Here is a 24,313-nt window from a genome sequence, read left to right as displayed (position 1 = left end):
TATAGTTTTTTTAAGATTTTAAAGCTTTTTAATAAAAAATTTTGAATTTCTTTGTGGCAAATAAGACTCTATTCTTTTTTTAGGAAGCTTTTGAATATTCTCTTCTTTAAAACCTTTCTCAATGAACCAATGCTCAGTTCTTGTTGTTAAGGCAAATAGATATTTATAATTTCTTTGTCGTGCAAGTTCTTCGCAATAATTATAGAGCTTTGACCCAAAGCCTTTAGACTGGTAATTTTTGTTAATAGCAAAGCATGCAAATTCAACATAATCATCATAAGAATATAAAGCTGCACAACCTATAATTTTATTATCATGTTCTATCACTAAAAAGTTTTCTATCTCATGATCAATTCTTTCTCTGCCTCTTTTAACAAGATACCCTCCAGCCTCCAGGGGATTAATTAGCTTATGAATTCCTTTAACGTCGTTATGAGAAGCTGGCCTAATAGCATCTAGAGCTTTTTCGGTAATAACTGTTCCTACACCTTCATCTGTAAATAATTCTTGCAGAATCGCACCATCAATGTGCCTATTAATGAGATGAATTTTATTTATACCTGCTTCAGAGGCTTTAATAGCAATTTCAAGAAGATCTAACTCATTGGAGTTGATATTAATAAGCTCATGTTTTTTTGGATTATTTTTTGAAGTGCTTTTATAAAGATTAATTGCCTTTTCTAATGTCATCTCATGCAGAAGTTCATTCCTTAGATTAAAGATACCATCGGAATCTATAAGAAGAATAAGTTTATCCGCTTCTAAAGCTATAGAGGTTTTGAGGGCCACATCTTCCATTGTGAGGTTAAATACTTCACCTGTAGGCGAATAACCGATGGGTGAGATCACTACTAATTCTTTGTTGTCTAATTTTTTCTTGATGGCAGCGCTGTCAATTTTTCTTACTTCCCCTGTATGTTGCATATCGATACCATCAATTACACCCAAAGGTTTTGCAGTAATAAAATTTCCGCTAGAGACTTTAATATCACTACCCGCCATGGGCGAGTTTAAAAGACTTGAAGAAAGTGTTGATTCAATATTGATCTTAATAAGGCCATTAGCTTCTTTAACAGCTTCCATACTTAAATCATCAGTGACTCGAACATTTCTTACAAGCTGAGTTGAAATTTTTTTCTCTTTTAGCTTTTGGTCGATTTGAGGTCTTGCCCCATGAACGAGGATAATTTTGACATTTAAGCAAGTTAATAAATTGATGTCGTGAGAGAGAGCGGTAAACTGATCTTCATCAAGAAGCTCCCCGCCAAAAGCAATAACAAATGTTTTATTGCTAAAAGTATTGATATACGGGGCCGCTAATCTAAACCATCTTGCAAATGTTTGGCTGTCTAGTTTTGGAATGGTGTTTGCAGGCACGTTGTTTTGAAAAAGACTAGAGGGGGCGCAATTAAGCGCTTCACATATTTTTAATAATTGCGCTTCACCTATATTTTGCTCACCCCTTTCTATTCTAGAAAGATTACCGGGGTCGCTCGCAATTTTTTTTGCTAATGCCTGCAGGGTGAACCCTAGAGACTTCCTTCTTTTTCTGATTGCTTCGCCAAGAGACATAGGTTTATAATTTGCTTAAAATGCATATTTTACATGTATTTTTATAAAAAAATCAAAAATTTTGCGTTTCATGCAAAATCACCCCATAAATTTTGCATAATCGATAGCGCTACGACGGAGGCGGTTTCCGTTCTTAGAACTCTCTTGCCAAAATTTACTGGAACGAATGAGCTACTTAAAGCTAAATTCATTTCTTTTTCTGAAAAGCCGCCCTCAGGTCCCACCATAAAAACAACAGGAGAAGAAGGTTTTTCTAAATGATTGATATTTTGAGCTTTCGCTGGCGTAAGGATTAACTTCAAACTGTTAGCTGTTTGGTTTTGATTACTGAGCCATTGGACTAGGTGAATCGGACTTAAAATATCCGGAATGATGCTTCGCCCGGTTTGTTCGCAGGCTGAAATAGCAACAGTTCTCCAGTGCTCAAGTTTTTTATCTGCTCTTTCACGGTCAAGCTTAACAATAGATCGTTCAGTCAACAGAGGCTGTATGGATTGGATGCCAAGCTCAACCGCTTTTTGAATAATCCAGTCCATTTTATCTCCAGCTGCAAGACCTTGTGCGAGGGTAATTTTTAAGGGTGACTCATGATTCACTTCATACCTATCGATAATCTCAACAGAAGTTTTATGCTTAGATAATTCAATTACTTTTGCGACATAATCATAACCGTCACCATTAAAGAGTGCGAATTGATCGCCCACCTTTAATCTTAAAACTTTTGTAGCATGGATATGTGTCTGCACAATTAACTCAACGACATGTTTGAGTTCCAGGTTTTCGGAGTGGTAAAATCGATTTTCTTCCATAGTCAATTCTATTAAAAAGATAAGCTATATTAAGGCATAAAACATGGTTAGTTTAAATACTCCACTTTGCGATTTTGGTTGGAAAGCGATCGATTTTAATTTGCAGGGGGTCGATGATACCTTTTGGAACCTAGAAAAATCAAAAGGGGCTAATGGTTTGCTTATCATGTTCATATGTAACCACTGCCCATATGTGAAAGCAATTTTGCCAAGACTGGTGAAAGATGTTAGAGCACTAAAAGATCTCGGCATTGAAACGGTTGCCATTCAAAGTAATGACACTGAGAATTATCCTGAGGATTCATTTGAGAATATGAAACTCGTTGCGCATCAATTTAACTTTCCTTTTCCTTACGCAATTGATCACAGTCAAGAAACTGCGCGTTCCTATAATGCTATTTGTACACCTGATTTTTTTGGTTTTAATCGTAATCTAGAACTGCAATATCGTGGGCGCTTCGATGCAACTGGTCGAGGAGAGCCGCCACCCAATAATACGCGAGATTTATATGAGGCAATGCTTCTTGTTGCTAAGACCCAGCAAGGCCCCGTTGACCAAAAATCGAGTATAGGCTGCTCAATCAAATGGCGAGAATGAAAAGCATTTAGCTCAAATAATCAAGGGGCAAAAAGACCCTATTCACCTTGCTGAAAAGGGGTATTTAAGCAATAATTTAGATAAAAATAACATCAATTTTTTAACTTTACATTTAGTACGCAAATACTTAAAAAATATTTGTAATGCTGTCAATTTCGGGAGGCAATAATGGCAACACGTCAAGATTTAGCTAACGCGATTCGTGCGTTATCAATGGATGCAGTTCAAAAAGCAAACTCAGGTCACCCAGGCGCGCCTATGGGTATGGCTGAAATTGCCGAAGTTTTATGGAATCATCATTTACAACATAACCCTTCTAATCCAAACTGGGCTAATCGTGATCGTTTTATTCTTTCGAATGGACATGGTTCGATGTTGATTTATTCATTGCTTCATCTCACAGGTTACGATTTACCAATGGATGAAATCAAAACATTTCGTCAACTTCATTCTAAGTGTGCAGGCCACCCCGAATACGGTTATGCACCAGGTGTAGAAACAACCACAGGGCCTTTAGGACAAGGCATAAGCAATGCGGTAGGTTTTGCAATGGCAGAAAAATTACTTGCTAACCAATTTAATAAACCTAATCATAAAATTGTAGATCACCACACATATGTATTTTTAGGTGATGGTTGCATGATGGAAGGAGTTTCTCATGAGGCTTCTGCCCTTGCAGGAACATGGGGCCTTGGAAATTTAATTGCATTCTGGGATGACAATGGAATTTCTATCGATGGTCACATCGAAGGTTGGTATACGGACGATACAGCCAAACGTTTCGAATCATATGGTTGGCATGTAATTCCAAATGTAGATGGCCATGATTTTGAAGCCATTAACAAAGCAGTAGAAGCGGCGAAGAAAATAACAGACAAGCCATCATTAATTTGTTGCAAAACTATTATTGGCAAAGGCTCACCTAATAAATCTGGATCACATGATTGTCATGGATCAGCATTAGGTGATGCTGAAGTCGCAGCTACAAGAGAAGCCATTGGTTGGAAGCACGATCCTTTTGTAATTCCTGAAGACGTATACGCAGGATGGAGCGCTAAAGATAAAGGTGCTAAAGCTGAAGCAGCATGGAATGATAAATTCGCGGCTTATGAAAAAGAATTTCCAGATTTAGCTGCTGAATTTAAACGTCGCATGAAAGGCGATCTTCCAAAAAATTGGAAAGCATCAACTGATGCCATGATTAAATCAGTAAATGAAAAAGCTGAAGTATTAGCGACACGTAAAGCCTCACAAAATGCTATTGCTGCGCTTGCGCCAATGTTGCCAGAATTTGTGGGCGGTTCAGCAGACTTAACAGGGTCTAACTTAACAAGCTGTTCATCATTCCAGCACGTAAGCGGCAAAACACCAGGTAATTATATTTCCTATGGCGTACGTGAATTTGGTATGGCAGCTATTATGAATGGCATGGCGCTTCATGGTGGCGTGCTTCCATTCGGTGGCACTTTCCATATATTTACAGACTATATGAAGAACGGCATGAGAATGGCAGCGCTTATGAAACAAAGAGTGATCTATGTTTTAACGCATGACTCGATTGGTCAAGGTGAAGATGGCCCAACACATCAACCGATCGAAACTACCTCAGGTCTTCGTTACATTCCTAGAATGGATGTATGGAGACCAGCAGACTCAACTGAAACAGCAGTAGCATGGGTAGTTGCAGTTGAAAGCATTCATAACCCAACAAGCTTAGTATTAAGCAGACAAAATACTTCATTTACAAAAAGAACTGATGCGCAAATTGATTTAATTCGCAAAGGCGCTTATGTATTATCAGAAGCTGAAGGTGGCAAGGCAGATATCATTCTGATAGCAACTGGATCAGAAGTCGATCTTGCATTGAAATCACAAGCGGCATTAAAAGAGCAAAATATCAAAGCACGTGTTGTTTCTATGCCATCAACAAATGTATATGATCGCCAAGATCAGGCATACAAAGATAGCGTATTAACTAAAGGTGTAAAACGTGTATCGATTGAAGCGGGTGTGACCGACTTCTGGAGAAAATATATTGGTTTAGACGGCGCAGCTGTTGGTATCGATACATTTGGCGAATCAGCTCCTGGCGGCGCATTATTTAAACACTTTGGATTTACAGTAGAAAATGTTGTTTCAACTGTTAAATCAATTCTGTAATTATTATTGAGTAAGTTTAATAAGGCATCTCAATTTTGAGATGCCTTATTTTTTACCGAGGAAATCTTTATGGCAGTTAAGATAGCAATCACAGGATTTGGAAGAATAGGCCGTTTAATATTAAGAGCGATTTATGAGTTAAATCATCAAGATATTAAAGTAGTTGCTATTAATTCGAGTCGGGGTGATACAGCATCTAATGCCCATTTATTAAAATACGATAGCGCGCATGGAAAATTTAATGCTGACATCAAAACCAATGACCATGAAATTATTATAAATGGTGATGTTATTAAATTTTATAGCACAAGGAATCCTGAAGACTTACCTTGGGGTGAATTAAATGTAGACGTGGTTATGGAATGTACCGGTGCTTTTACTAGTAAAGAAAAATCGAACATACATTTGAAACAAGGCGCTAAGAAAGTATTGATTTCTTCACCGGGAGATAAAGATGTTGATGCAACTATTGTTTATGGCGTAAACCATCTTACTTTAAAAGCTTCTGACCTTATTGTTTCTAATGCTTCTTGCACAACGAATGGCTTAGCGCCAATGGTAAAACCATTGCATGAAAAACTGGGGATTGTCACAGGACTTATGACAACCATTCACTCATATACAAATGACCAATATTTAAATGACAATCAACATAAAGATCTAAGAAGAGCGCGTTCTGCAACAGCCTCTATGATTCCTACCAAAACAGGTGCCGCAGAGAGCGTTGCATTAGTCATACCTGAATTAAAAGGTAAGCTTGATGGTATTGCAATTAGAGTACCTACATTAAATGTATCATTAGTAGAGCTTACTTTCACACCTAAAAAAACGACATCAAAAGAAGAAGTAAATCGCATCATGAAAGAAGCAGCCAACCAAGGCCTATTAAAAGGTATATTAATTTACAATGACGAGCCATTGGTATCTGTTGATTTCAATCACACAGAAGCCTCATCTCATTTTGATGCTAATCTCACCAAAGTGAGTGAGGATGGATTGCTCGTAAAAGTTTTTGGGTGGTATGACAATGAGTGGGGGTTTAGCTGTCGAATGATTGATACAGCTTTGGCTATGATTGCTGCCAAATAATATTTGATTAATGAACATCAAAAAACTAGTCGATTTAAATCTTAAAGATAAAAGAGTTTTTATTCGCTCTGACTTGAATGTCCCTATTCAAGATGGAAAAATTACCTCCCCTAAAAGAATTCTAGCTTCAATTCCGAGCATTACATTTGCACTTCAAAAAGGCGCAAGTGTTATGGTGACATCTCACCTAGGCAGGCCTGAAGAGGGAAAATTTAATGAGAGTGATTCGTTAAAGCCTGTAGTAGAGTTCTTAAAAAATCATCTTGATTATCCAGTGCGTCTTGTGTCAGATTGGGCTATTACTCCCTTTGATACAGCTCCAGGCCAGCTAGTAGTTTTAGAGAATTGTAGATTTAATATTGGCGAAAAACGAAATGATGAAGTTTTAGCAAAAAAATACGCTTCACTCGCAGATATTTTTGTCATGGATGCATTTGGGACGGCACATCGCAAAGAAGCATCAACTTATGGTATTGCAGAACACGTAGATATTGCATGTGCAGGTATTCTATTTTTGGCTGAACTAGAAGCCCTTGAAAAAGCCTTATTAAACCCCTCAAGACCTATGATTGCTATTGTAGGGGGTAGTAAAGTCTCATCTAAGTTAAGTATATTAGATACATTGTCTGACAAAGTTGATCAGCTTATTGTTGGCGGTGGAATTGCAAATACTTTTATCAAAGCGATGGGTTTTGAAGTCGGTAGCTCTTTGTTCGAAGAAGAACTCGTACCTGCAGCAAAAAAAATTATTGATAAACTATCTAAGCGTGGTGCATCGTTGCCTATTATTTCCGATGTTGTTTGTGGTAAGAAATTAGACGCAAATGAAAGAGCCACCACAAAAAATATTAAAGACATTAACAAAGATGACATGATCTTTGATCTAGGAAAAGACTCGGTGGATACAATTGTGAAATGTATTCAAAATGCTAAAACTATCATTTGGAACGGTCCTATCGGTGTATTTGAATTCGATCAATTTGCAAAAGGTACTGAAACAATGACGCGAGCAATTGCAGACTCGCCCGCATTTTCATTAGCAGGCGGTGGTGACACTATTGCTGCAATTGAAAAATTTAAAGTTGCAAAAGATATTTCATATATTTCAACAGCAGGTGGCGCATTTTTAGAGTTTGCAGAAGGCAAAAAACTTCCTGCAATTGAAATCTTAGAAAGAAGATTCTAAATGCCAGAAAATCAATTAATAGCGACATCAATTAAGAGTCTGCCTTTACTTCACAAAGGCAAGGTAAGAGATATTTATGAAATTGATGATAAACATCTATTGATTGTTACAACAGATCGACTATCTGCATTTGACGTTGTAATGAGTGAGCCGATTCCATTTAAGGGATTTGTTCTTACGCAAATGGCTGATTTTTGGTTTAATAAACTCTCTTTTGTCGTTGCAAATCATTTGTCTGGAATTGCCCCGGAAAGCGTCGTAGCTGAAAATGAAGTAATTCAAGTAAAAAATCGCGCCATTGTGGCGCGAAAATTAAAGGCGTTACCTATTGAAGCAATTGTCCGAGGTTATTTGTCAGGTAGTGGCTGGAAAGATTATCAAAAAACACAATCAGTGTGTGGCATAAAACTTCCACAAGGTTTAAAAGAGTCTGCAAAATTAAGTGAGCCTATATTTACACCTTCAAGCAAAGAAGCAGTTGGCAGTCACGATGAAAATATTTCATATGAGGAATGCGAAGCTCGTGTCGGAAAAGATATTGCATCCCAAATTCAAGAAATTAGTATTAAGTTATATCAAGAAGCATCAAACTTCGCTCTCACAAAGGGCATTATTATCGCAGACACTAAGTTTGAATTTGGTTTGGATGATCAAAATCGTTTAGTGCTTATTGATGAAATATTAACGCCAGATTCTTCTCGGTTTTGGCCGCTAGATCAATATCGCGAAGGCGCTTCTCAGCCAAGTTTTGATAAGCAATTTATTAGGGACTGGCTAGAAAATAGCGGATGGAATAAAACACCGCCGCCCCCTTCATTACCCGAAGATGTTATTAACAAAACAAGTCAAAAATATTTAGAAGCCTTTAAAAAACTTACAGGCCAAGACATTAAAAAGTAAATTGAATGAAATAAAAAAGGCGCCTTGATTAAGGCGCCTTTTTTCATTTAACAATTACAGAAGCGGCACAATAAGAAGAGCCACTATATTTATAATTTTAATAAGCGGATTAATAGCTGGGCCAGCAGTATCTTTGTACGGATCACCTACGGTATCTCCTGTAATGGCTGCTTTATGGGCTTCTGAACCTTTACCGCCATGGTTACCATCTTCAATATATTTTTTTGCATTATCCCAAGCACCACCACCTGTGCACATCGAGATAGCTACAAATAAACCGGTCACAATCGTTCCCATGAGAAGACCGCCTAATGCTTTAGGACCTAAAGTTAAACCTACAACAATTGGCACTGCAACAGGAAGCAATGAAGGCACAATCATTTCTTTAATTGCTGCTGTCGTTAACATATCTACGGCGCGCGCATAATCAGGTTTGCCTTTACCAGTCATAATGCCTTTAATCGTTTTGAATTGACGTCTTACTTCTTCAACGACTGCACCTGCGGCTCTTCCTACAGCTTCCATAGCCATCGCAGCAAAAAGGTAAGGGATAAGGCCACCAATAATTAATCCAATAATAACTAACGGGTCACTTAGATCAAATGTAGTTGCAATACCTACCGATTCTAATTTATGTGTGTAGTCTGCAAAAAGAACAAGCGCTGCAAGACCGGCTGAGCCAATCGCATAACCTTTAGTAACTGCTTTAGTTGTATTGCCAACAGCATCTAATGGATCAGTCACATCACGAACGCTTTTAGGTAGGCCGGCCATTTCAGCAATGCCACCTGCGTTATCGGTTATAGGACCGTAAGCATCTAATGCCACAATAATACCCGCCATACTTAACATGGATGTAGCAGCAACTGCGACACCATAAAGACCTGCAAGATGATGAGATACGAAAATTGCAATACAAACAGATATTACAGGCAAGGCTGTTGATTTCATTGAGATGCCAATGCCAGCAATAATATTTGTTGCGTGACCAGTTTTAGAAGCACGTGCAACGTGTCTTACTGGCTCATAATCTGTGCCCGTATAATATTCCGTAATCCATACTAAAGCTGCTGTTAGCACTAGGCCTACGATACATGCTTGGAATAAAGCCATAGATGAAACATTTACATCTTGGATTGAAACGCCTTCAGGAAATACAAAGTTTGTTACATAGTAGAAAGCTATAAGTGAAAGTCCACCGGCAACGATGAGACCTTTATATAAAGCAGGCATTACATTTTTCATTTTAGGCGTTGCTCTTACAAAGAAACATCCAACAATCGATGTCACGATAGAAGCTGCACCCAATAGAAGCGGATAAATAATTCCGCTTGCGCCACTATTTGTAATCACGAGACCACCAAGGAGCATGGTTGCAATTAAAGTTACTGCATAAGTTTCAAATAAATCTGCTGCCATACCTGCGCAATCACCCACATTGTCACCGACGTTATCTGCAATCACAGCAGGATTTCTTGGATCATCTTCTGGAATACCAGCTTCAACTTTACCTACTAAGTCAGCACCTACATCAGCGCCCTTAGTAAATATTCCACCACCTAAACGGGCAAAAATTGAAATAAGTGAGGAACCAAAAGCGAGCCCAATAAGAGGATTTAAATTAGTTGCGTCAGCCCCACCTAAGTACATATAAAACCCAGTGACTCCGAGAAGCCCAAGCCCAACGACTAATAAACCCGTGATAGCACCACCTTTAAAAGCTACATCAAGTGCTGGAACGATGCCTTTTGTGGCGGCTTGTGCTGTTCTGACATTCGCTTTGACTGAGACATTCATGCCAATAAACCCGCAAGCACCCGATAGGAAAGCGCCTACAACAAAACCTAACGCAGTATCCTTTGAAATAAAGATGCCAATTAAAATGGCTAGCACGACACCTACGATCGATATGGCTTTGTATTGTCTTGCGAGATAAGCCTTTGCCCCTTCTTGAATAGCCAGGGCAATTTCTTGCATTTTTGCATTGCCAGCAGGCAGTTTAAATATCCAAGCGCTCATCACTGCACCATAAAGAATTGCCAATAGTGCTGCGCCAATAATAAGGTTAAGTTCTGACATACATTCTCCTAAATTTTGGAAATCTTAAAATGAAAAACTAATTTAATAAATTATCACATTCAATAACTTTGTGACTAGAAAACTAGATATTTTAATTACAAATTATCCTGCGAAAATCATTGACAAGCCGATTAAAAATAATAAACAAGCGAATATTTTTTTTAATGATAAAACAGAAATTTGATGAATCCATTTTGTTGCTAATCTAACAAAAATGAGACTTGAGGATGTCATCAATATAAGTCCAGGTAGATAGATGTAACCGATACTAAATTGAGGAAAATGGCTACCATGTAAGCCATTTTTGATAAATCCAAAAGAAGCGCCTAACCCGATAAATATGCCTAATGAGCTTGCAAGTCCGACAGCAAGCCGTGGATTAACTTTATGATAAATGAAATAAGGTACAAACATTGTTCCGCCTCCAATCCCAATAACGGTCGAGATAGAAGCGATGGTAAATCCATAAATATTAGCAAGAAATACCGACGGCAATTGAACAACACTTTTGATTATAGGTGCCTTAAAAATCTCATAGGCAGCAAGAAAAGTATAGGCAATAAAAACATGTTTAATAAGTGTGATATTTAAATGAGGCATGACAAAAGCCATAATAGTTGAGCCTAATAAAACCCCAGGAATATAGGGACCGGCTGTCGACCAGTTCATATTATTTCGTTTTGTATGGTAGAAGCTTGACATCCCTCCTGTAAAAACAATGGAAGCGAGTGATGTCCCAATTGCCATTAAAATCGATTGATCAAAGGCAAGTTGATGAAAATGGACTAAGACAAACGTCAGGACGGGGACGATGATAAGGCCTCCGCCAATACCTAGAAGCCCTGATAAAATCCCGACGATACTTCCAGCAAGGATAAGGATGATTGCTTCAGTCAGCATTGGTATGATGTTTAATCAATCTAATAAGGCGATGCCTTAAAGGTGAATCTTCGAGGTTATTTAATAAATTTTCTAAGGCAAATTTAGCTTGAGCAGGAAAGCTTTTATCACGAGGCGGGGTGATTTTGGAGTTTTTAATTACTAATTTTATTTTTAAGGATTTAATAGGATTAGCAAAGGGGATTTCTTTTTTAATGCCTTCATTCAAGTCCTTAAGCAGCGTGGACTCGATAAATTTTAATTTGCTCGCAATGCCACTATTTTCAACATAAATGGTCAAAACATCATCCTGAATTCCACCGACATGAGATAAAGGGGCTAGTTTGCTTGGAGCTTTGATAGACCATAGCTTTTGGTAGCCAGAAATAGAGCGATTTTTCTCTCTAATCAAGGAAAATACTTCACTTTCCAAAAGCTTGTTCACGGGCTTCATAAGTTATAATTATCTATTATTTAAGCTAAATTTTAGATTTCAATGCGAATTATCTTTGTAACAAATAGTACATCAAAGCCAAAAAGTGTCCATTTAGTGACTTTTATTGCCATACTATTTTTGTTCTTTATTGGTTTCATTCAAGGGATTAGCTGGCTTGATTCAAAATATAACGGCGACGTTGAAGAAAAAAAATCATTAATTAATCTTAAGCTTGACCTTAATTTGGGAAGTTTTCAAAAGAATTTAGATGTTTATGCAACTCAAATTGGCGAGCTCCAGGCCCGATTGATGCGCATAGATAATCAATCTCAAAGACTGCAAGACTTTGCTAATGAAAAATTAAAAACAAATGAAAAAATTCCCAAACCAGCCCCTATCAAATCATCTGGCCAAGGGGGTCCTTTTGTGCCTGGAAAGAATTTTTCAGAAGCTGAGCTTCAGTCATTTATTGATAAGTTAACGCTTGATATTGAAAAACACGAAGAGCACTACAATAATTTAGAAGCCATTTATCTAAAACAAAGTGTTTTTAAAGATACTTTGCCAAATGCTTCACCGGTTAACGCTCCTTTTAATTCATCTAGCTATGGCTGGAGAGTAGATCCTTTTTTAGGTGTTAGGGCTTTTCATGAAGGATTAGATTTTAGTGCAGACGCTGGCCAGCCCATTAAGGCAACTGCTGCAGGCATAGTGATAGCAGCTGAAGTCACGCCTGAGTATGGCAATATGGTTAGGATCTCTCATGGATCTGGCCTTGAAACAAGATATGCGCACGCGTCTAAATTATTAGTTAAAGAAGGTGATCGCATTAAAAAGAATCAAGTTGTAGCATTAGTAGGCAATACTGGAAGGTCGACAGGCCCTCATCTTCATTATGAAATCAGAATGAATGGTGAGTCTTTAGATCCTCGAAAATATCTACAATATTAATTATTTCAAATTATTTCGATTAAGAATATTCACATTATGTTAAAGACCCTTGTTAAGAATTTATTTGGAAGCAGAAACGACAGGCTTCTCAAAGATTATGGCAAAAAAGCCCAGCAAATAAATACACTAGAAGATGCAACTAAAAAACTTAGTGATGCAGCTTTAAAAGCTAAGACCACTGAATTTAAAAAACGGCTTAACGAAGGACAAAAGTTAGATGATTTATTAATTGAGGCTTTTGCTGTTGTCAGAGAGACAAGTCGACGCGTATTAGAAATGAGACACTTCGATGTTCAGCTCATTGGCGGCATGGCGCTTCATGACGGAAAAATTTCAGAAATGCGAACAGGTGAAGGTAAGACGCTTGTTGCAACTTTACCGATTTACCTTAATGCGCTTTTGGGTAAGGGCGTTCATGTCATTACTGTAAATGATTATCTTGCAAAAAGAGATGCAGAATGGATGGGCCAGATTTATAGATTCTTAGGTCTTGAAGTAGGTATTAATCTATCTAATATTTCAAGCGAAGAGAAGAAAAAAGCTTATGAGGCTGACATTACCTATGGCACAAACAACGAATTTGGTTTTGACTATCTCAGAGATAATATGATCTTCTCTAAAGAAGAGCGTGTTCAGAGAAAGTTACATTACGGTTTAGTAGATGAAGTTGATTCAATTTTAATTGATGAGGCGCGGACACCTTTAATCATTTCAGGGCAGGCTGAAGATAACGTTGATCTTTATACTAAAATTAATTTAGTTGTGGCAAAGCTTTCCAAACAAAAAACCGAAGAAGAAGGCGGTGATTATTGGATAGATGAAAAAGCACATCAAGTAGTTCTGTCCGAGAGTGGTCATGAGAATGTAGAGAAGCTATTAATTAAAGCAGGTCTATTGTCTGAGGAGTCGAGCTTATACGATGCAACCAATATTTCGCTCGTTCACCATATCAACGCATCATTAAAAGCTAGAAACCTATTCAACAAAGATCAACATTACGTGGTGAAAGACAATAGCATCATTATTGTCGATGAGTTTAGCGGAAGAATGATGCCTGGCCGCAGATGGTCAGAAGGTATTCATCAAGCTGTTGAAGCAAAAGAAGGCGTTGAGATACAAAAAGAAAATCAAACGCTAGCCTCTATTACATTCCAAAATTATTTTAGGATGTATGAGAAATTATCTGGTATGACAGGCACAGCTGATACTGAGGCTTTTGAATTTAATCAAATCTATGGACTAGAAACCATCATTATTCCTCCGCATCGAACCACGCAAAGAAAAGATATGATGGATAAAGTGTATCGCACTTCACAAGAGAGATATGCTGCCGTGATTGAAGATATTAAAGCATGTCAAAAAATTGATCAGCCCGTATTAGTAGGAACTACTTCGATTGAAAATTCAGAGCTCATTTCAGCATTACTTACAAAAGTAAAATTAAAACATCAAGTATTGAATGCAAAACATCATGAAAAAGAAGCGCATATTATTGCGCAAGCAGGCCGTCCTGGGATGATTACTATTGCGACGAATATGGCAGGTCGCGGAACAGATATTGTACTTGGTGGAAGTATCGAGGCTGATATTCATGAAATTAAATTAAACGATAAATTAACTGAAAGCAAAAAAGAAAAAGCAATTAAAGATATTAGAGATGCATGGAAAGAACAAAACAGCTTAGTAGTTAAAGCAGGCGGTCTTCATATTATCGGCACTGAAAGACATGAATCAAGACGTGTAGATAATCAATTAAGAGGCCGTGCAGGAAGGCAAGGAGACCCTGGCTCGAGTCGTTTCTACTTATCATTAGAAGATTCGCTATTAAGAATATTTGCATCTGATCGCGTGTCAGCCATTATGGAAAAGCTAAAAATGCCAGAAGGTGAAGCGATCGAACATTCATGGGTCACAAAAGCCATTGAAAATGCACAAAGAAAAGTCGAGGGTCGTAATTTTGATATCAGGAAACAGTTACTTGAATATGATGATGTTGCAAATGACCAAAGAAAAGTGATTTATGAGCAAAGAAATGAATTGCTTGATTCAGATCAAACTGCTGAAACAGTGTCAGCAATGAGAGCTGACGTTCTTCGCAACCTTTCACAAAGTCATATTCCTCAAGGCAGCATGGAAGACATGTGGGATATTCCTTCCTTAGAAAAAGTCTTATTCTCAGATTACGGATTAAGTCTTTCTATCCAAGGATGGATTGAAAAAGAACCCCAGATTAATATTGAAGACATTTATGAAAGAGTTATTTCTCTTGCGAATAAACAATATCAAGAAAAAGAATCTTTGGTAGGCCCGGATGTCATTCGACATTTTGAAAAAACGGTTATGTTGCAAAGTATAGATCACCATTGGAGAGAGCATTTATCTTCACTTGATCATTTAAGGCAAGGGATTCATTTACGTTCTTATGCGCAAAAAAACCCAAAACAAGAATACAAGAAAGAAGCTTTTGAATTATTTGGGTATCTTCTAGATACGGTTAAGTCTGAGGTGACTCGTATTACGATGGTCGTGAAGATTAAGAATGAAGATGAAGTTAATGAGATTGATAAAAAAAATAAAGATGAAGTTAAAAAGTCATCGAGCAAAAAAGCTGACACAGAAGATGTGTTACCTAAAGTGGGTAGAAATGACCCATGTCCATGCGGAAGCGATAAAAAATATAAACATTGCCATGGCGCTTTAGAATAGTTAAAGAAAGTTAATTATGTTGATTGAATCTCCTTGTATTGGCGTTTGTCTCATCAATAAAGAGCACCATTTTTGTGAAGGGTGTTTTAGAAGCCAAGATGAAATTGCTCAATGGATAGCGTTAGATGAAACACAAAAAAAAGAGATTGTTGAATTAGCATCTGAAAGACAGATTAAGCTTATTTCGTTTTAGTTTTTAAGCTTTTTCTTATATTCGCATAAATCATAAATGACGCAAACACCACATTTTGGTTGTCTTGCAATACAAGTGTATCTTCCGTGTAGTATCAATAAATGATGCGCATCTTGCAAAAATTCTTTAGGCGTTAATTTAATTAATTTTTTTTCTACTTGAAGCACATTTTCTCCTGGTGCTAAGTTAATGCGATTCGCAATCCTAAATATATGAGTGTCTACTGCAATAGTCGGCTCATTAAAGATAGTATTTAAAATAACGTTCGCAGTTTTTCTTCCTACCCCAGGAAGCGCTTCAAGAGCTAATCGATCTTGAGGTATTTCACCTTGAAATTCTTTATTGATGATCTTCGCAGTTTCAAGTATGTTTTTAGCTTTTGTTTTATATAACCCAATTGTTTTTATACAAAGCTCAACATCGCTTAATTTCATTTGGGCAAGTTGTTTTGCATTAGGCGCTTTACTAAACAACAACAAGGTTGCTTTATTGACTGATTTATCAGTGGCTTGAGCAGATAAAATAACTGCGATCAGAAGCTGGAAAGGTGTCTGGTAAATAAGCTCTGTCGTAGGATGGGGTGTAGCTTTAGATAGCGCCTCAAAAATTTTAAATCGCTTTTGAGGATTCATAGGAAATGGACTAACGTGTTTCGATACGATTTTTTAGTGCGATGAGACAAGCCAGCCCAATAAATGCTCCGGGAGGTAAGATAGCCAAAAGAAAACCGTTGTAATCACTAAAAAAATGAATCACTAGATTGCTGGTAGAAGCGCCAAATATGAGATCAATACCAGAAAATAAAGTACCTTTACCAAAAAATTCCCTCATTCCACCAAGAAGTGCCAACACCAGAGCTAAACCAAGACCCATAAAAAGGCCATCAAAAAAAGAAGGGGCTGTTTCATTCTTGGCTGCAAAAGATTCAACGCGCGCTAATACAATACAGTTTGTAACAATCAGAGGAATGAAAATGCCTAAAGCTTTGTAAAGCGGATGAATATAAGCATGAATGCTGAAATCGATGATTGTTACAAGTGAAGCTATGATAAGAATAAAAACAGGCACCCTAATTTCAGTGGGTATAAATTTTCTAATCGGCGAGACAGAGGCGTTTGATGCAGCCATTACAAGGGCTGTTGCTATACCAAGACTTAAGCCATTGATCACAGATGTTGTGACAGCAAGAGTCGGGCATAGTCCAAGCAGTTGAACCACTCCTGGATTTTGCTTCCAAAATCCATCAAATGCAATTTTCTTAATATCGCTCATGATGCAAATAGCCTTTTTTTATTTTCTTTTGAGTAAAGAAGACATTTGTACGTCGATTTAACGACAGCTCGAGACGTAATCGTTGCCCCAGACACATAGTCAAAATCACCACCATCTTTTTTAACGGCCCATTGTTTTTCTGATAATTTATCTAAAGATTTGAAATCAAAATTTTTAATCCACTGGCTTTTGTCAATCTCAATATAATCCCCCAAGCCAGGTGTTTCTTTGTGGGTAATAACTCTTACACCCAGTATTTTATCTTCTTGATCAATACCTACAAGTGTTTTGATTTCACCACTGTAGCCATCAGGCGCAATAGTCTCAATAATCACGGCAATCACTTGATTATTTTTTTTTGCTCGATAAACATCAATATTTTTTTTGTTTCCGAGGAGGGAATTGGGCTCAATAGAGATTGTATCTTTGACGAGATTATTATCATAAAGATTCGCCGGAATTACTTGGTTTAAAAAAATTCTTTTTGCTTTTGCGTCGCTTTCCTCAATTGGAGATTTTGTCACAAAGTAGAAAATACTTAGAGCCGTTGATGCTGCCAAAGAAAAGATAATCATAGTTGTTGCGGTGATTGATATTTTCTTAAAGTGATCTTTAAACATATATTTATTTATGACCGAAAATTCTTGGTTGAGTAAGACTATCAATAAGAGGCACGCAGATATTTAAAAACAATACCGCAAATGCAATCCCCTCTGGATAGCCGCCGAAAAGTCGAATGATAAGCACTAATAAAGCTATTCCCATACCAAAATAGATTTTTCCTTTAGGCGTTGTTGGGGCGCTTACTGGATCGGTGATAATAAAGAAAGCGCAGAGGATACTGCCACCGCTTATAATGTGGAAAAGTGGAGAAGCAAATGTATCAGGTGAAATGATATTAAAGAGTAAAGCTGAAACAAATAAGGTGGATAAAAAAGCAACGGGTAAATGCCATGAAATAATTTTCTCTTTTAGCATATAAAGACCACCAGCAAGATAACCTAAATTAATCAACTCTAATCCTCTTCCACCAACAAAACCAAATATTTTGTCTTGTTGAATCGTTGCTAAAGGTTGATTCAAAGTCAGTTGCGTTTTAATGTAATCAAGAGGGGTCGCAGAGCTCATTGCATCGAGGGTTTCTTTCGACAATAAGTTGCTATTAAAAATAACTTTAATTTGATCCAGCCAGTCCGTATGACCAATCATCAGATTGGAAGGTATTTGCCAGTGCGTCATAATCGACGGAAACGAAATAAGTAAGATTGCGTATCCCACCATGGCTGGATTAAATAAGTTATAGCCGAGTCCGCCGTATAAATGCTTACCAAAAATAATACAAAGAATTGTACCTAAGACAATAATCCACCAAGGGGCTATGGATGGAATAGAGAGGGCGAGAAGCCAAGCAGTGACGAGTCCGCTGCCATCTAGAATAAACGGTTTGATCGGTAATTTTCTTATGGCAAGAATGGCACATTCAGTCAATATGACTGTAACAGATGCGAGAAGAATATTTATAATGACGCCTATACCAAAAACATAAACATACAAAGCTATACCAGGAATGAGAGCAAGCAAAACCTTAAGCATAATTATGCTGATTGAAGGCGCATTAACAACGTAAGGAGATCTATTTTCCATATTAGTTTTTTATATTTTCTTGTTGGGTTTGTTTAACTCTTTCCATAGCCGCAGCAATCGTTGATTTTTTCTCATCAATAGCTTGCTTTTCCTGAGCTCCTAGGGCTTTTTGTGCATTTCTTTCAGCACGTTCTTTTTTCTCCCTTTCTATTCTTGCAAGCCTAAAGTCATTTCTTTCTCTGGCTGTGTTTGCAGCTTCTTTCGATTTATCTTGCGCAATAATTTCACTCTTTGCATATCTATAAAATTGTACGAGTGGAATATTACTTGGGCAAACATAAGTACAGCATCCACATTCAATACAATCGAATAAATTGTAATCTCTGGCTTTTTCAAGCTGAGAAGATTTTGAAAACCAATATAATTCTTGAGGCTGTAAGTTAACTGGGCAGGCATCGGCACATCGAGCACAACGAATACATGGCATCACAGGTTTTGGCGCAGGAAATAATTCTGGCGAACTTTCGATGACACAATTCATCGCTTTAGTTACAGGCACATGAATTGATGGCAAATCAAATCCCATCATAGGACCACCCATAATAAATTTTTTTGTTTTGTTCGGAGAGCCACCTGCAGCAATTATGAGTTCTGATAAAGGTGTTCCGAATAATGCTTCATAATTTTGAGGTACTTTAACGGCCCCTGTGATTGTTATAATTCGACTGATAGATGGCTCGCCAAATTCAAGATATCTATAGATAGCTGCTACCGTAGCTACATTAAATACTTGAATACCCAAATCTACAGAGCGCTTTTCTTTCGGAACTTCTGTACCCATTAAGAGATAAATAAGTCTTTTTGCATCGCCGCTTGGATAAAGTGTTGGAACTACTTTAATTTCAATGGACGTTTTTTGAGCTGCTTTTTTTAGCGCTTCATAGGCTTCTGTTTTATTATTTTCGATACCGACTACACACTCTTTTGCGCCAAGGATCGTTTGGGCAATTAATGACCCTTGAATAATTTCATCAGCTCTTTCTCTCATTAACATATCGTCACAAGTGATGAATGGTTCGCACTCTGCAGCATTAATAACTAAAGTATTGATGAGCTGACTTTGATTTATTTTTAATTTCATGTGGGTTGGAAATACTGCGCCACCTAAACCTACAATTCCTGACTGAGAAATCGCTTCAATTAATTTATTGCGGTCGAGTGTTTTCCATGAGATTGGTTTTTTTTCAACCCATGTGTCTTTAAAGTCTGGTTCGATTGTGATACAAAAATCAGGCAGGCCGGATGGATGAGGGAGTATTTCCTCACTGATTTTTACGACCTTCCCAGATGTGGGCGCATGAATCGCCGCGGAAATATTACCATCAGCTTCGGCAATAATTTGACCTTTAAGGACTTGATCGCCGGGCTTGACTTTAAGTTTTGCAACATGACCGACATGCTGCCTTAAAGGAAGTATTAATTTCTTTGGGATAGGTAATTTTGCAATAGGAAGGCGAGTTGATACAGTTTTGTTTTCATCCGGATGAACGCCACCATTAAATTTAAAAATATTTTCTAATTGCATAACAAACCCATCAGGCCTTTTGAGTTTTTTGAATATTATAGATAGGATATTTCCATTTCCATGATGCAGAATTTTCATGAACGGGCTCCATGGTAATGCAGTCTACTGGACATGGAGGTAAGCATAATTCGCAGCCGGTGCATTCGCTTGCGATAATAGTATGCATTTGTTTTGCTGCTCCCAAGATAGCATCTACTGGACATGCTTGAATACATAAAGTGCATCCGATGCAAGTAGCTTCATCGATAAGTGCAACCGATTTTGGCTTCTGAACACCATGTTCTTGATTGAGCGGTTTAAACTCCACCCCCATGAGTTCTGCTAAAGCTTTAGCGCCAGCATCGCCTCCAGGAGGACATTGGTTAATATCAGCTTCGCCTTTAGCAATCGCATTGGCGTATGGTTTGCAACCTGGGAAGCCACATTGGCCACATTGTGTCTGAGGAAGAATAGCGTCAATTCTGGCAACCATAGGATCGCCATCCACTTTAAATCTAATGGCGGAATAACCTAAGACCAATCCTAAAAGGATGGCGAGAAAAATCATCACAAGAAGTGCGGTAACCATTAACGATCCAAGCCCGCGAATCCCATAAATGCAAGACTCATAATGGAGGCTGTTACAAGCGCTATTGCAGTCCCTTTGAATGGCACTGGTATTTCAGCGCCTTCTAAACGCTCTCTTATGGATGCAAATAGAATGAGCACTATTGAAAAACCAATAGCACCGCCGAATCCAAATAATGCGGATTCTATAAGAGTATGGCTTGATTGCGCATTTAAAAGAGGGATGCCTAATACAGCACAATTGGTAGTGATGAGAGGTAGAAAAATACCCAGTAATTGATAAAGCAATGGAAAGTTTTTTTCCATTAACATTTCAGTGAATTGGACAACACCCGCAATGACTAAAATAAATGAAAGCGTTCTTAAGTAGACAAGATCATTTGGCTCAAGAAGGTAATGATTAATTGCCCAGCTTGTCATTGAGCCTATAGTTAATACAAAAGCGGTGGCAGCAGACATGCTGACTGATGTTTCTAGTTTCTTAGATACCCCCATAAAAGGGCAAAGCCCTAATATTTTTACTAACACAATATTATTGACTAATACCGTGCTAATGATGATTAAGAAATAGTGTTGAATCATAAAGTTAAATTATACGTTTAAAATTGCAGAAAATATTTATAGCTCAGAACTATGACTATTATGTCTTTTGGAAAGTTTAGGATCTTTTTTCCACTTGAAATATACCAATAATTCTATATTACTTCAAAGAATAAAGTTTTATAGTAATATAACTATTTTATATATAGTACATGATCAATTTTTTTGGTGTTTAGCTATTTAAGTTAAAATAGCGACTTTACTAATTAATAGCCAATCTCATGTCACCTCAAGGCAGTATTGTTGCAATTGTTACCCCAATGTTTCCTGATGGAAGTCTTGATATCCAAGCGCTTCATGGGTTAATTGATTTTCATATTAATGAAGGTACAGATGGCATTGTTATTGTAGGCACAACGGGCGAATCGCCCACAGTGAGTTATGAAGAGCATTGTCAGCTTATTGAAACGACGGTAAAGCACGCTAACAAAAGAATTCCAGTCATAGCGGGCACAGGTGCAAACTCAACTCTTGAAGCTATAGACCTCACAAAAGAAGCAAAACGTCTGGGTGCAGATGCTTGTTTGTTGGTGACACCTTATTACAACAAACCTAATCAGGCAGGACTTTTGCAGCACTTCACTAAGATTGCTAATGAGGTTGCCATTGATCAAATTCTTTATAACGTCCCTTCTAGAACAGGCTGTGATTTACAAAACGATACAGTATTAAAATTGAGCGAAATTCCTAATATTGTTGGTATTAAAGATGCAACGGGAGATATGACTCGGGGCATAGATCTTATTAAAAGATTGCCATCCCATTTTTCAGTTATAAGTGGTGATGATGCTACCGCGCTATCCTTTATGCTTCTTGGTGGCAAAGGCGTTATTTCCGTTACAGCAAATATCGCCCCTAAATTAATGCATGAAATGTACGCTTGTGTCATGTCTAAACAGAACGAAAAAGCCATCGAAATCAATCAGCAATTGTTTTCTCTTCACACAAATCTATTTATAGAGTCGAATCCAATCCCTGTAAAATGGGCACTTAAAACAATGGGTCTTATTAAAGAGGGCATTCGATTACCTTTAGTGGAACTTAATCAAGAGCATCACAAAATTATTCAAACTGCTATGAAGGAAGCTCATATTCAATGAAATTAATCGCGCAAAGTAAATGGCTCTATGCACTACCGTTATTCTTACTCTTGAATGGCTGCGAAAATATTCCTTTTGTAGAACAAGTCACGGCGCCTGACTATAAAGCGACTGGGAGATCTCGCCCACTAGAAGTGCCTCCTGATTTAACTTCAGCTACAACTAATGATGCATATGCGATTCCAGGCTCTACGAGCTATTCAGAATTTAAAAGTGGCCAGGTACAAGATAATGGTCAGCCAAAAATCTTACCTAATCCAGAGGGTATGAAGATTATAAAAGCGGGTGCTCAAAGATGGCTCGTCGTTAATGCACCTGCAGAGAAAATATGGCCAGTAATAAGAGATTTTTGGGAAGAAATGGGATTTGCCGTAAGAAAAGAAAATCCTGAAACAGGTGTTATGGAAACAGAATGGATAAAAGAAACTGATCTCAAAATTAATGATAATAAAAATGTCTTAGACAAAATGGATGATTGGTTTGATGCTCTGTCAGTGGCTAAAGCTAATCGTAAAAAATTTAGAACTCGTCTTGAGCGTGGACTTCAAGAAGGTACGACTGAAATTTATATGACTCATCGAGGAATCGATATTGCAGAAGATGGAAAGGAAAGGCTTCAAACTACTATTGGTGTCGTTGATTTAGGCTATAAAAATGATACTAAAACTCAAGAGGGTACAAAAGTCGATTCTAAAGATGGTGAGTTAGATGCTGAGCTTCTTCGAAGACTGATGGTAAAGCTCGGCGTAGCAGATAAGCGAGCAAAAGAAATTATTGCAGCACCTGTCAGTCAAAAGAGAGCTGAAATCAAAAAAGAGGCGGATGGAAGTACCTCTCTCGAAATTCAAGATCCATTTGACCGTGCGTGGCGCAGAGTTGGCTTAGCTTTAGACATTATTGGATTTGTGATTGAAGATAAAGACAGATCAAACGGAATCTATTTTGTAAAATATGCCGATGTGGATATTGATGATAGCCCTAAGAAGAAAAAAGGTGTCATAGATTCCCTTATATTTTGGAGTGACGACGATAAAAAAGATAAGCAAACTAAGGATACAAGCCAAACTAAAGAAAAGCCATTATCTGAAAGGCTTAAATTCTGGGGCGGTAGTGAGAAAGAAAAAACTAATCCAGAAAAACAATATCGGATTAAGATCGTCTCTATAGACAATGGGGGTTCTCAAGTTGTCATTGAACATCAGGACGGCAAGAAAAATAACTCTTCTACCGCAAATCGAATCATCTCACTTCTTTATGATCAATTGAAATAAAGATGCAATTCGCATCTTTAGGTAGCGGAAGTGCTGGTAATTCATTTGTAGTTAAGCAAAAAAAATCACTTTTAATGGTTGATTGTGGTTTTGCAATTCAAGATGTCGTATCTCGATTAGATCGGCTTAATGAGACTCCTGAAAATATTACAGGAATCCTACTAACGCATGAGCATGAAGATCACGTCAAAGGCGCTTTTAAACTAGCCAACAAATTTAAGATTCCCATTTGGCTCTCTTATGGGACTTTCAAAATGTGTGAAAAACATATGATTAAATCTTATGAAATTGATTTCCATATGATTGATAGCCACAATGCATTTGAAATAGAAGACTTTACAATTCAACCCTTTCCAGTCCCTCATGATGCAAGAGAACCGACTCAATTTACATTGAGTGATGGTAATCGTAAATTAGGCATTTTAACGGATACAGGCACTTCAACGCCTCATATTGAAAATATGCTTCAGCAGCTCGATGCCCTCATTATAGAATTTAATCATGATCTTAACTTGCTTGAATCAAGCGAATATACATACAGTCTAAAGAAAAGAATAAGTGGCAAACTGGGTCATTTAGACAATCAAACAGCGGCTGATATTTTGGGAAAAATTCAATTTAAACAATTAAAGCATCTTGTAGCCGCACATCTAAGTGAGAAAAATAATACTGAGGACTTAGTGAAAGAAGCTATTGTAGGAAAAATAGGATGTGAACGAGACTGGATAAAGATTGCAACTCAAGCTGAGGGAACGTCGTGGCAGATGATATAAAAA

General features: G+C 37.5%; 23 protein-coding genes. 11 read left to right on the top strand and 12 right to left on the bottom strand.

Annotated elements, in window-relative coordinates; all coding sequences use genetic code 11:
* Positions 1–18: 18 nt before the first annotated feature.
* A complete protein-coding gene (gene argA / locus FIT70_RS05645) occupies positions 19–1,572 on the bottom strand; it encodes an amino-acid N-acetyltransferase (protein WP_139884664.1) in 1,554 nt (517 codons plus the stop codon).
* Positions 1,573–1,640: 68 nt separating this feature from the next.
* Positions 1,641–2,381 (bottom strand): 16S rRNA (uracil(1498)-N(3))-methyltransferase, encoded by a 741-nt coding sequence (locus tag FIT70_RS05640; RefSeq protein ID WP_139884662.1) that lies wholly within the window; start codon positions 2,379–2,381, stop codon positions 1,641–1,643.
* A 43-nt stretch (positions 2,382–2,424) separates the two neighbouring features.
* Here FIT70_RS05640 and FIT70_RS05635 point away from each other — a divergent pair, with 43 nt between their 5' ends.
* The 5 genes from FIT70_RS05635 to FIT70_RS05615 all read left to right on the top strand — a co-directional run bounded on the left by FIT70_RS05635 (position 2,425) and on the right by FIT70_RS05615 (position 8,314).
* A complete protein-coding gene (locus tag FIT70_RS05635; RefSeq protein WP_139868312.1) occupies positions 2,425–2,979 on the top strand; it encodes a thioredoxin family protein in 555 nt (184 codons plus the stop codon).
* Between the two features lie 168 nt (positions 2,980–3,147).
* Positions 3,148–5,139 (top strand): transketolase, encoded by a 1,992-nt coding sequence (gene tkt, locus FIT70_RS05630; RefSeq protein ID WP_139931108.1) that lies wholly within the window; start codon positions 3,148–3,150, stop codon positions 5,137–5,139.
* A 69-nt stretch (positions 5,140–5,208) separates the two neighbouring features.
* Positions 5,209–6,228 (top strand): type I glyceraldehyde-3-phosphate dehydrogenase, encoded by a 1,020-nt coding sequence (gene gap / locus FIT70_RS05625; protein ID WP_139931106.1) that lies wholly within the window; start codon positions 5,209–5,211, stop codon positions 6,226–6,228.
* Positions 6,229–6,238: 10 nt separating this feature from the next.
* Complete coding sequence (locus tag FIT70_RS05620; protein ID WP_139931104.1) at positions 6,239–7,414, top strand: phosphoglycerate kinase; 1,176 nt, start codon at positions 6,239–6,241, stop codon at positions 7,412–7,414.
* A complete protein-coding gene (locus FIT70_RS05615) occupies positions 7,415–8,314 on the top strand; it encodes a phosphoribosylaminoimidazolesuccinocarboxamide synthase (protein ID WP_139931102.1) in 900 nt (299 codons plus the stop codon). It begins immediately after the preceding gene.
* Positions 8,315–8,368: 54 nt separating this feature from the next.
* On the opposite strand, the gene FIT70_RS05610 is transcribed toward FIT70_RS05615, so the two are convergent.
* The 3 genes from FIT70_RS05610 to FIT70_RS05600 all read right to left on the bottom strand — a co-directional run bounded on the left by FIT70_RS05610 (position 8,369) and on the right by FIT70_RS05600 (position 11,726).
* Positions 8,369–10,393, bottom strand: a complete 2,025-nt coding sequence (locus FIT70_RS05610) for a sodium-translocating pyrophosphatase (protein WP_139868302.1) — start codon at positions 10,391–10,393, stop codon at positions 8,369–8,371.
* A 102-nt stretch (positions 10,394–10,495) separates the two neighbouring features.
* Positions 10,496–11,293 carry a sulfite exporter TauE/SafE family protein gene (locus FIT70_RS05605; RefSeq protein ID WP_139931100.1) on the bottom strand — a complete coding sequence of 266 codons (798 nt, stop codon included), beginning with the start codon at positions 11,291–11,293 and terminating at the stop codon, positions 10,496–10,498.
* Positions 11,283–11,726: a DciA family protein gene (locus FIT70_RS05600; protein WP_139868298.1), complete on the bottom strand. Its 444-nt coding sequence runs from the start codon at positions 11,724–11,726 to the stop codon at positions 11,283–11,285. Before FIT70_RS05600 ends, FIT70_RS05605 begins: the two co-directional genes overlap by 11 nt.
* A gap of 42 nt (positions 11,727–11,768) precedes the next feature.
* On the opposite strand from FIT70_RS05600, the gene FIT70_RS05595 reads away from it, so the two are divergent.
* From FIT70_RS05595 to FIT70_RS05585, 3 genes are read left to right on the top strand one after another with little or no spacing between them, the layout of a single operon-like run.
* Positions 11,769–12,659 (top strand): M23 family metallopeptidase, encoded by an 891-nt coding sequence (locus tag FIT70_RS05595; RefSeq protein ID WP_139931098.1) that lies wholly within the window; start codon positions 11,769–11,771, stop codon positions 12,657–12,659.
* A gap of 36 nt (positions 12,660–12,695) precedes the next feature.
* Positions 12,696–15,365: a preprotein translocase subunit SecA gene (secA, locus tag FIT70_RS05590; protein WP_139931096.1), complete on the top strand. Its 2,670-nt coding sequence runs from the start codon at positions 12,696–12,698 to the stop codon at positions 15,363–15,365.
* Positions 15,366–15,381: 16 nt separating this feature from the next.
* Positions 15,382–15,558, top strand: a complete 177-nt coding sequence (locus FIT70_RS05585; RefSeq protein WP_139884647.1) for a DUF1289 domain-containing protein — start codon at positions 15,382–15,384, stop codon at positions 15,556–15,558.
* Here FIT70_RS05585 and nth read toward each other — a convergent pair.
* The 7 genes from nth to rsxA are packed head-to-tail and all read right to left on the bottom strand — an operon-like array spanning position 15,555 to position 21,148.
* Entirely contained in the window at positions 15,555–16,190 is a 636-nt protein-coding gene (gene nth, locus FIT70_RS05580; protein ID WP_139874786.1) for an endonuclease III, read from the bottom strand. The two genes, FIT70_RS05585 and nth, sit on opposite strands and share 4 nt — an antisense overlap.
* 10 nt (positions 16,191–16,200) lie before the next feature.
* Positions 16,201–16,830 carry an electron transport complex subunit E gene (locus FIT70_RS05575; RefSeq protein WP_139868288.1) on the bottom strand — a complete coding sequence of 210 codons (630 nt, stop codon included), beginning with the start codon at positions 16,828–16,830 and terminating at the stop codon, positions 16,201–16,203.
* A complete protein-coding gene (gene rsxG, locus FIT70_RS05570) occupies positions 16,827–17,450 on the bottom strand; it encodes an electron transport complex subunit RsxG (RefSeq protein ID WP_139931094.1) in 624 nt (207 codons plus the stop codon). The genes FIT70_RS05575 and rsxG overlap by 4 nt, the downstream gene beginning before the upstream one ends.
* A 4-nt stretch (positions 17,451–17,454) precedes the next feature.
* Entirely contained in the window at positions 17,455–18,474 is a 1,020-nt protein-coding gene (locus FIT70_RS05565) for an RnfABCDGE type electron transport complex subunit D (protein ID WP_139931092.1), read from the bottom strand.
* Between the two features lies 1 nt (position 18,475).
* A complete protein-coding gene (gene rsxC / locus FIT70_RS05560; RefSeq protein ID WP_317615554.1) occupies positions 18,476–20,077 on the bottom strand; it encodes an electron transport complex subunit RsxC in 1,602 nt (533 codons plus the stop codon).
* Positions 20,010–20,567, bottom strand: a complete 558-nt coding sequence (gene rsxB, locus FIT70_RS05555) for an electron transport complex subunit RsxB (RefSeq protein ID WP_139868282.1) — start codon at positions 20,565–20,567, stop codon at positions 20,010–20,012. The genes rsxC and rsxB overlap by 68 nt, the downstream gene beginning before the upstream one ends.
* Positions 20,567–21,148 carry an electron transport complex subunit RsxA gene (gene rsxA / locus FIT70_RS05550; protein WP_139875876.1) on the bottom strand — a complete coding sequence of 194 codons (582 nt, stop codon included), beginning with the start codon at positions 21,146–21,148 and terminating at the stop codon, positions 20,567–20,569. The genes rsxB and rsxA overlap by 1 nt, the downstream gene beginning before the upstream one ends.
* Before the next feature lie 239 nt (positions 21,149–21,387).
* On the opposite strand from rsxA, the gene dapA reads away from it, so the two are divergent.
* The 3 genes from dapA to FIT70_RS05535 are packed head-to-tail and all read left to right on the top strand — an operon-like array spanning position 21,388 to position 24,310.
* The gene (dapA, locus tag FIT70_RS05545; protein WP_139931090.1) at positions 21,388–22,266 is read left to right on the top strand and encodes a 4-hydroxy-tetrahydrodipicolinate synthase; all 879 of its coding nucleotides are present in this window, start codon (positions 21,388–21,390) and stop codon (positions 22,264–22,266) included.
* On the top strand, positions 22,263–23,537 hold the full coding sequence (gene bamC, locus FIT70_RS05540) for an outer membrane protein assembly factor BamC (RefSeq protein ID WP_139931088.1): 1,275 nt from the start codon (positions 22,263–22,265) through the stop codon (positions 23,535–23,537). The genes dapA and bamC overlap by 4 nt, the downstream gene beginning before the upstream one ends.
* A gap of 2 nt (positions 23,538–23,539) precedes the next feature.
* Positions 23,540–24,310 (top strand): MBL fold metallo-hydrolase, encoded by a 771-nt coding sequence (locus tag FIT70_RS05535; RefSeq protein WP_139931087.1) that lies wholly within the window; start codon positions 23,540–23,542, stop codon positions 24,308–24,310.
* Positions 24,311–24,313 lie beyond the last annotated feature (3 nt).

It is taken from the genome of Candidatus Methylopumilus universalis, assembly GCF_006364435.1.
Lineage (GTDB): Bacteria > Pseudomonadota > Gammaproteobacteria > Burkholderiales > Methylophilaceae > Methylopumilus > Methylopumilus universalis.
The sequence above is the reverse complement of the archived record's forward strand: the minus strand, read 5'-3'. Positions and strand labels throughout refer to the sequence as shown.